Origin of the sequence: Cellulomonas sp. (assembly GCF_036279715.1) — a bacterium.
Taxonomy (GTDB): domain Bacteria; phylum Actinomycetota; class Actinomycetes; order Actinomycetales; family Cellulomonadaceae; genus Cellulomonas_A.
In genome coordinates this window covers 40,345-47,704 of the sequence record NZ_DASUIR010000051.1, presented here as the reverse complement: position 1 = coordinate 47,704, position 7,360 = coordinate 40,345, and the positions used below count along the sequence as shown (strand labels likewise).

Annotated in this window: 7 protein-coding genes; all 7 read right to left on the bottom strand. The window is 71.6% G+C overall.

Features of this window, described 5'->3' with window-relative positions:
* Positions 1–442 precede the first annotated feature (442 nt).
* Complete coding sequence (gene tyrS / locus VFW79_RS05810) at positions 443–1,705, bottom strand: tyrosine--tRNA ligase (protein ID WP_329676370.1); 1,263 nt, start codon at positions 1,703–1,705, stop codon at positions 443–445.
* 50 nt (positions 1,706–1,755) lie between these two features.
* The gene (locus tag VFW79_RS05805; RefSeq protein WP_329676372.1) at positions 1,756–2,436 is read right to left on the bottom strand and encodes a DNA-3-methyladenine glycosylase; all 681 of its coding nucleotides are present in this window, start codon (positions 2,434–2,436) and stop codon (positions 1,756–1,758) included.
* 17 nt (positions 2,437–2,453) lie between these two features.
* Positions 2,454–3,089: a uridine kinase gene (locus VFW79_RS05800; protein WP_329676369.1), complete on the bottom strand. Its 636-nt coding sequence runs from the start codon at positions 3,087–3,089 to the stop codon at positions 2,454–2,456.
* Between the two features lie 13 nt (positions 3,090–3,102).
* Positions 3,103–4,539 carry an argininosuccinate lyase gene (argH, locus tag VFW79_RS05795; protein WP_329676368.1) on the bottom strand — a complete coding sequence of 479 codons (1,437 nt, stop codon included), beginning with the start codon at positions 4,537–4,539 and terminating at the stop codon, positions 3,103–3,105.
* Positions 4,532–5,773, bottom strand: a complete 1,242-nt coding sequence (locus tag VFW79_RS05790; protein WP_329676367.1) for an argininosuccinate synthase — start codon at positions 5,771–5,773, stop codon at positions 4,532–4,534. Before VFW79_RS05790 ends, argH begins: the two co-directional genes overlap by 8 nt.
* A gap of 90 nt (positions 5,774–5,863) precedes the next feature.
* On the bottom strand, positions 5,864–6,430 hold the full coding sequence (locus tag VFW79_RS05785; protein ID WP_329676366.1) for an arginine repressor: 567 nt from the start codon (positions 6,428–6,430) through the stop codon (positions 5,864–5,866).
* Positions 6,427–7,359 carry an ornithine carbamoyltransferase gene (gene argF / locus VFW79_RS05780; protein ID WP_329676365.1) on the bottom strand — a complete coding sequence of 311 codons (933 nt, stop codon included), beginning with the start codon at positions 7,357–7,359 and terminating at the stop codon, positions 6,427–6,429. Before argF ends, VFW79_RS05785 begins: the two co-directional genes overlap by 4 nt.
* Position 7,360: the final 1 nt, after the last annotated feature.

The window sequence follows — 7,360 nt, the reverse complement described above, 5'->3', positions numbered from 1 at the left end:
CACACGACCCCCACCCCGAACGGGACAAGAACCACACGACGATGAACCATCTTGGCATCGACTACTTGGCACACTGTTGAGTTCTCAAGGAACAGACGCGCATCCCGCAAGGCCCTTCGACCCGCCCGGAGGCAACCGTTCAATACTACCCGAGATATTCGCTGCCCGGTTCCGCTCTTCGCGGGCGGCCAGTGATCTCTCTCCCGACACGACGCATCAGGCGCCAGAAGCGCCTGGTGTCCTTGCTGGGGTTGGACGCCTTCGGGGACCAGCCACCGCTCGGACCATCACTGGTCCTTCTCGGTGTCCGTTCCTCCCTGCCGGGCGACAACGTGAACACTACGCAGCGCCGGGCCAGACCGTCAAATCGCGGCGTAGTACTGGCTGGTGTGCCCGGTCAGGGAGGCGCGCTGACCTGCGACGACGAGCTACGACGTCACCGTCAGGCCCGAACGTCGGCCACAGCGAGGGTCCGCTTGCCGCGCCGCAGGACGGCCCATCGGCCGTGCAGGAGGTCGTCCGGGGTCAGGACCGCGTCCTCGTCGACGACCTTGACGTTGTTGACCGACGCGCCACCCTCGGCGATGGCACGGCGAGCGGCGGCCTTGCTCGCGACGACTCCGCTCGCGGCGAGGACGTCCACCACGAGGTCGCCCGCACGTGCCGGCGCCGACGGCAGCTCCGCGACCGCGGCGCCGAGCGTCGACTCGTCGAGGAGACGGAGGTCGCCCCGTCCGAACAAGGCCTGGCTCGCGGCGACCACCTTGTCGGCGGCGTCGGTGCCGTGGACCAGCGCGGTCACGTCGTAGGCGAGGGTGCGTTGAGCCTCGCGCGCGGCAGGACGCTCGGCGGTCGACTGCGCGAGGTCGTCGAGCTCGTCGTGCGTGCGGAACGTGAACACCTTGAGATGGCCCAGGACCGCGTCGTCCTCGGCGTTGAGCCAGAACTGGTAGAAGGCGTACGGGCTCGTCAGCTCGGGGTCGAGCCACACGGTACCGGTCTCGGTCTTGCCGAACTTCGTGCCGTCGGCCTTCGTGATGAGCGGGGTCGCGAGCGCGTGAACGCCGACCCCCTCGACCTTGCGGACGAGCTCCACGCCCGACAGCAGGTTGCCCCACTGGTCGTTGCCGCCCGTCTGCAGGCTCACGCCGTAGCGGCGGTGCAGCTCGAGAAAGTCCATGCCCTGCAGGATCTGGTAGCTGAACTCCGTGAAGCTGATGCCCTGGTCGCTGTTCAGACGCCGCGCGACGGTGTCCTTCGCGAGCATCGTCCCCAGCCGGTAGTGCTTCCCGACGCCGCGCAGGAAGTCGATAGCCGACAGCGACGCCGTCCAGTCGAGGTTGTTCACCATCGTGGCGCCGGCCGGGCCGCCGAAGTCGAGGAGCGGCTCGATCTGGCGGCGGATCCGGTCCACCCACCCCGCGACGACCTCCGGGTCGTTGAGCGTGCGCTCCCCGGTCATCTTCGGGTCGCCGATGAGTCCGGTCGCACCACCCACGAGCGCGTAGGGCTTGTGGCCCGCGAGCTGCAGCCGGCGCACGGTGAGGATCTGGACCAGGTTTCCGATGTGCAGGCTCGGGGCCGTCGGGTCGAAGCCGCAGTACAGGCTCGTCGGGCCGGCGTCGAGGGCAGCCCGGAGTGCGGCGGGTTCGGTGGTCTGAGCGACGAGGCCGCGCCAGGCGAGCTCGTCGAGGATGTGCGTCACAGGGGTCTCCTCGAAGGTTGCTCGGGACAGTCTGCCGTGCCCGGCGAGGTTCACGGGCCCGTCGTCCCGCTGGCTGGGCCGCTGCGCGGCGACGACGACCGGTAGGCGCGACGGAACGGCGACACCGTGGGCTCCCCCACGAGCCACAGGCGCCACGGGAACCTGGCGCCGTCGGCCCCCTCGCCGGCGACGCCCACGCGCGGACCCGAAGCCAGCGCAGGACGGGTGGCGTTCTCCCGGCGATGCACGACGACGGCTCCCCCGGCCTCGGTGACGTCCGCCCGGTTGGCGCTCAGGTCCAGCCCGAGGGCGACCGCGAGCCGTGCGGGCCCGCGGGCGAGCTGACGGTCGCTGTCGACCGCTCCCGCTCGCGCCCGCCGCGCCCACGCGAGCCCGGCACCGTCGACGACCTCGCCGGCACGCAGGAGCACGGCTGAGGGTTGCCCGGTCGGTGACGTCACGATGTTGACGCAGTAGTGCAGGCCGAGATGCCGGTAGACGTAGAGCCGACCGGGCTCGGCGAACATCGCGTCGTTGCGTGCCGAGCGGCCTCGGAACGCGTGCGAGCCGGGGTCGTCCGCGCCGCCGTACGCCTCGACCTCGGTGATGCGGACCGTGACGTCGCCCTCGGGCGACCGCGTCGTGATCCAGGCGCCGAGCAGGTCGACCGCCACCGCTGGCGCGCTCCGGGCGTACCAGACGTGCGCGGGAACCACCCCGACGCGCCCCATGTCACCTGCTCCGGTGCTCACGGCGTCATCCTGCCGTACGCGTCCAGCCGGACGTCGGCACGCACCCGCGTCCGCTCCCGGTCGAAGTGGGCGGCCTCGCTCATCGTCCACGATGTCCACTCGTCGCGCATCGCCTCGCCGTCGCGCTCGAGGCCGCGGGCGAGCCGCAGCTCCGCGGGAGCCTCGACCCACACCATCAGCACGGCATCAGGCGCCGCAGCCCGCCGGGCGGCTCCGCAGCCCTCGAGCACGAGGACGTCGGGGACCGGGACGTCGACCCAGTCGGCGAACGCGCCCGCGACCCAGTCGTAGCGCTGGTAGCGACCCGGCATGCCCGCCCGCAGCGGCTCGAGGACTTGGGCGGTCACGCGCTGCCAGAGGGTTCCCTCGAGACCCGACCAGCCCTCGTACAGGTCGTCGAGGTGCACCGTTCCCACGCGGACGGCGTCTGCGGCAAGCCGCTCGGCCAGCCTGGCGGCGAACGACGTCTTGCCCGAACCCGCTGGCCCGTCGATGCACACGAGACGGACCCGGCCGAGTCGCGGGGCCTGGGCCAAGACCCGCGTCGCGACCTCCGCCGCTGCATCCTGGGCCTCAGCATCGTGGGCGTCCTGGCGCCTCGCGTCGTCGTCGCCGGCGCTCGCCACGGTCACTCGGCCACGACAGTCAGGACGTCCAGCGACGCAGCTCAGCGGCACGGGCGGTGGCACGCGTCAGCTGTTCGGCGACGCGCGCCGGCGCAGTGCCACCGATCGCCGACCGCGACGCCAGCGAGCCCGTCACGGTGAGCACCGAACGGACCTCGGGGGTCAGGTAGCCGGAGATGGCCGCAAGGTCGTCGTCGGACAGGTCCCACAGCTCGATGCCGCGGGACTCGCATGCCTGGACGCACGCACCGGCGACCTCGTGCGCCACCCGGAACGGCACGCCCTCGCGCACGAGCCACTCGGCGATGTCGGTCGCGAGCGAGAAGCCCTGGGGAGCGAGCTCGGCGAGCCGGTCCGTGTCGAAGGTCAGCGTCGCGACCATGCCGGCGAACGCCGGCAGGAGGACCGAGAGCGTGTCGACCTGGTCGAACACCGGCTCCTTGTCCTCCTGCAGGTCGCGGTTGTAGGCGAGCGGAAGGCCCTTGAGCGTCGCGAGGAGCCCGGTCAGGTCCCCGATCATCCGCCCGGCCTTGCCGCGGGCCAGCTCCGCGACGTCCGGGTTCTTCTTCTGCGGCATGATGCTCGAGCCGGTCGAGTACGCGTCGTCGAGCCGGACGAAGCCGAACTCCTTGGTCGCCCACAGGACGACCTCCTCGGCGAACCGCGAGAGGTCGATGCCCGTCATGGCGGCGACGAAGGCGAACTCGGCGACCACGTCACGCGACGCGGTCCCGTCGATCGAGTTCTCGACCGGGCCGTCGAAGCCCAGCTCGGCAGCCACGGCCGCGGGGTCGAGGCCGAGCGACGAACCTGCGAGCGCCCCGGAGCCGTACGGCGAGCGAGCGGCGCGGGAGTCCCAGTCGACCCACCGCTCGACGTCGCGCAGCAGCGGCCACGCGTGGGCGAGCAGATGGTGCGCGAGCAGCACGGGCTGGGCGTGCTGCATGTGAGTACGGCCCGGCATCGGCGCCTCACCGGCGGCCGCGGCCTGCCCGATGAACGCGTCCACGACGTCGAGCACGAGCCCGCCGAGCGAGCGCGACTGCTCCCGTAGGTACATGCGCACCAGCGTCGCGATCTGGTCGTTGCGCGAGCGGCCCGCGCGCAGCTTGCCGCCGAGGTCGCCGCCGGCACGCTCGATGAGGCCGCGCTCGAGGGCGGTGTGGACGTCCTCGTCGTCGGGCGCCGGGGTGAAGGCACCCGAGGCGACGTCGGTCCGCAACCGCTCGAGCGCGTCGACCATCCCGGCCAGCTCGCCGTCGTCGAGCAGACCGGCACCGTGCAGGACGTGCGCGTGCGCGATCGAGCCGGCGATGTCGTGGCCCGCGAGGCGCCAGTCGAAGTGCGTCGACTTCGACAGCGCAGCGAGAGCGTCGGCCGGTCCCCCCGCGAACCGGCCGCCCCACAGGCTGACGCGTCCGGCGTCCGCCGGAACCGCTCCCGCCGACTCAGGCACCGACGATCCCACCGGCGTGGCCGAGGTCCTCGGCGTGGCCGAACCGCACGTCCCGCGCTGCCGAGAGCTTCGAGGTCAGGCCGTAGATCTCGATGAACCCGCGCGCGGCCGACTGGTCGAACGTGTCGCCGGTGTCGTACGTCGCGAGGTTGAAGTCGTACAGGCTCGAGTCGCTGCGCCGACCGGTCACTGTCGCCCGACCACCGTGCAGCACGATCCTGACGTCGCCCGAGACGTAGCGCTGCGTGTCGGCGATGAAGACGTCGAGGGACTTCTTCAGCGGCGAGAACCACTGGCCGTCGTAGACCAGCTCGGTCCAGCGCTGGCTGACGGTCCGCTTGAACCGCGCCTGCTCGCGCTCGACCGTGACGTTCTCGAGCTCCTGGTGCGCCGCGATCAGAGCCACGGCGCCGGGCGCCTCGTAGACCTCGCGCGACTTGATGCCGACGAGACGGTCCTCGACCATGTCGATCCGTCCGACGCCCTGTGCGCCCGCGCGGCGGTTCATCTCCTGGATCGCCTGCAGCGGCGTGACCGGCACCCCGTCGAGAGCGACCGGCACGCCCTGCTCGAACGTGATGACGACCTCGTCCGCGACCGGAGGGAAGGTCGGGTCGTCGGTGTAGGTGTAGACGTCCTTGGTCGGCGCGTTCCAGATGTCCTCGAGGAAGCCCGTCTCGACGGCGCGGCCCCAGACGTTCTGGTCGATCGAGAACGGGTTGTGCTTGGTCGTCGCGATCGGCAGGGCGTGGCTCGTCGCATACTCGATGGCCTTGTCGCGCGTGAGGGCCAGGTCCCGGACCGGCGCGAGGCACTTGAGGTCCGGGGCGAGCGACGTGATGCCCACCTCGAAGCGGACCTGGTCGTTGCCCTTGCCGGTGCAGCCGTGCGCGACCGTCCCCGCGCCGAACTGGCGCGCCGCCCGGACGAGGTGCTTGACGATGACCGGTCGGGAGATCGCGGAGACGAGCGGGTAGCGGTCCAGGTAGAGCGCATTCGCCTGCAGGGTCGGCATGCAGTACTCGGATGCGAACTCGTCGCGCGCGTCGGCGACGTACGCCTCCACGGCACCGCAGTCGAGCGCGCGCTGACGGATGACCTCGAGGTCTTCCCCGCCCTGGCCGACGTCGACCGCCACGGCGATGACCTCGGCCCCGGTCGCCTCGGCGATCCAACCGATGCCGACAGAGGTGTCCAGACCGCCCGAGTAGGCAAGGACGACGCGTTCAGTCATGACTGTTCTCTTCTCTCAACGAAGGTGCGGTTCAGGTGTGTCAGCGGCGGACGGTGGGCCCATCCGGTCGCGGGTCGCAGGTGGTGCAGGTCAACCGTCGGCGGCGAGGGCCAGGAAGCGGGCTGCGACGGCAGCGCCGCCCGATGCTCCGCCGCCGTCCTCTGTCTCGCGGGCGATCACGAGGACGGTGTCGTCGCCCGCGATCGTGCCGAGAACTCCCGGCAGGACCGAGTGGTCGATCGCCGACGCGAGGAACTGTGCGGCTCCAGGCGGCGTGCGGAGCACGACGAGGTTGCCGGAGGCGTCGGCGGTCACGAGCAGCTCCGCGCACAGGCGTGCGAGCCGGGCCGCGAGCACCTCGGCGTCGGCCGCATGCGCAGGCGCCCGGCTGCCACCCTCGGCCGGCACGGCGTACGCGAGCGCTCCCCCGGCGGTCCGGATCTTGACGGCGCGCAGCTCGACGAGATCGCGCGACAGGGTCGCCTGGGTCACAGACACGCCCTCCTGCGCCAGTGCGTCGGCGAGCTCGGACTGCGAGTGGACGGGTTGGCGGACGAGGACCGAGGTGATGAGCGCATGCCGCGCGGCCTTGGTCGGTGGCACGGTGCTGGGGGTCGACGACGGCCCCTGGCCGCCTACGGCGCTGTCGATGCTCATGCCTTCTCCAGGACCCACGTGAGCAGAGCCTTCTGCGCGTGCAGCCGGTTCTCCGCCTCGTCCCAGACGACCGACTGGGGGCCGTCGATCACGTCGGCGGTGATCTCCTTGCCGCGGTAGGCCGGTAGGCAGTGCAGCACGATGGCGTCCGGTGCGGCGAGCGCGAGCGCCGCGGAGTCGAGCCGGAACGGGACGAACGGCAGCTCGCGCGCCTCGGCCTCGTGCTCCTGCCCCATCGACACCCACGTGTCGGTCGCGACCGCGTCGGCACCCGTCACGGCTGCCGCGAGGTCGTTCGTGACCAGGACCGAACCTCCGGTGCTCAGCGCGATGCGGGTCGCATCGGCAAGGACAGCGGCGTCCGGCAGGTAGCTCGCGGGCGTTCCGATCCGCACGTGCAGCCCCGCCGTCGCGCCGCCCAGCAGGTACGAGTGCGCCATGTTGCTGGCACCGTCGCCCACGAAGGCGAGCGTCTGCCCGGGGAGAGCGCTGACACCGCCGCGGTGCTGCGCGATCGTGAGCAGGTCGGCCAGCACCTGGCAGGGGTGGAACTCGTCGGTCAGGGCGTTCACCACGGGCACGCCGGCCTCGCGGGCCATCTCCTCGAGGCGAGCCTGGGCATGGGTGCGCCAGACGATCGCCGCGACCTGACGGCCCAGGACGCGCGCCGTGTCCGTGATCGACTCGCGCACGCCGATCTTCGCCAGGTTGCCGTCGACGACCAACGGGAACCCACCGAGCTCGGCGACGCCCGCCGTGAACGACACCTGGGTGCGCAGCGTCGGCTTGTCGAAGATGACCGCGACGGCCCGCGGACCCGCGAGCGGTGTGCGGATGAACCGGTCGTCGCGGAAGGCGAGCGCCAGCTCGAGGACCTCGCGCTGCTCACGCGGGGTCAGCTCGTCGTCACGCAGGAAGTGGCGCACCATC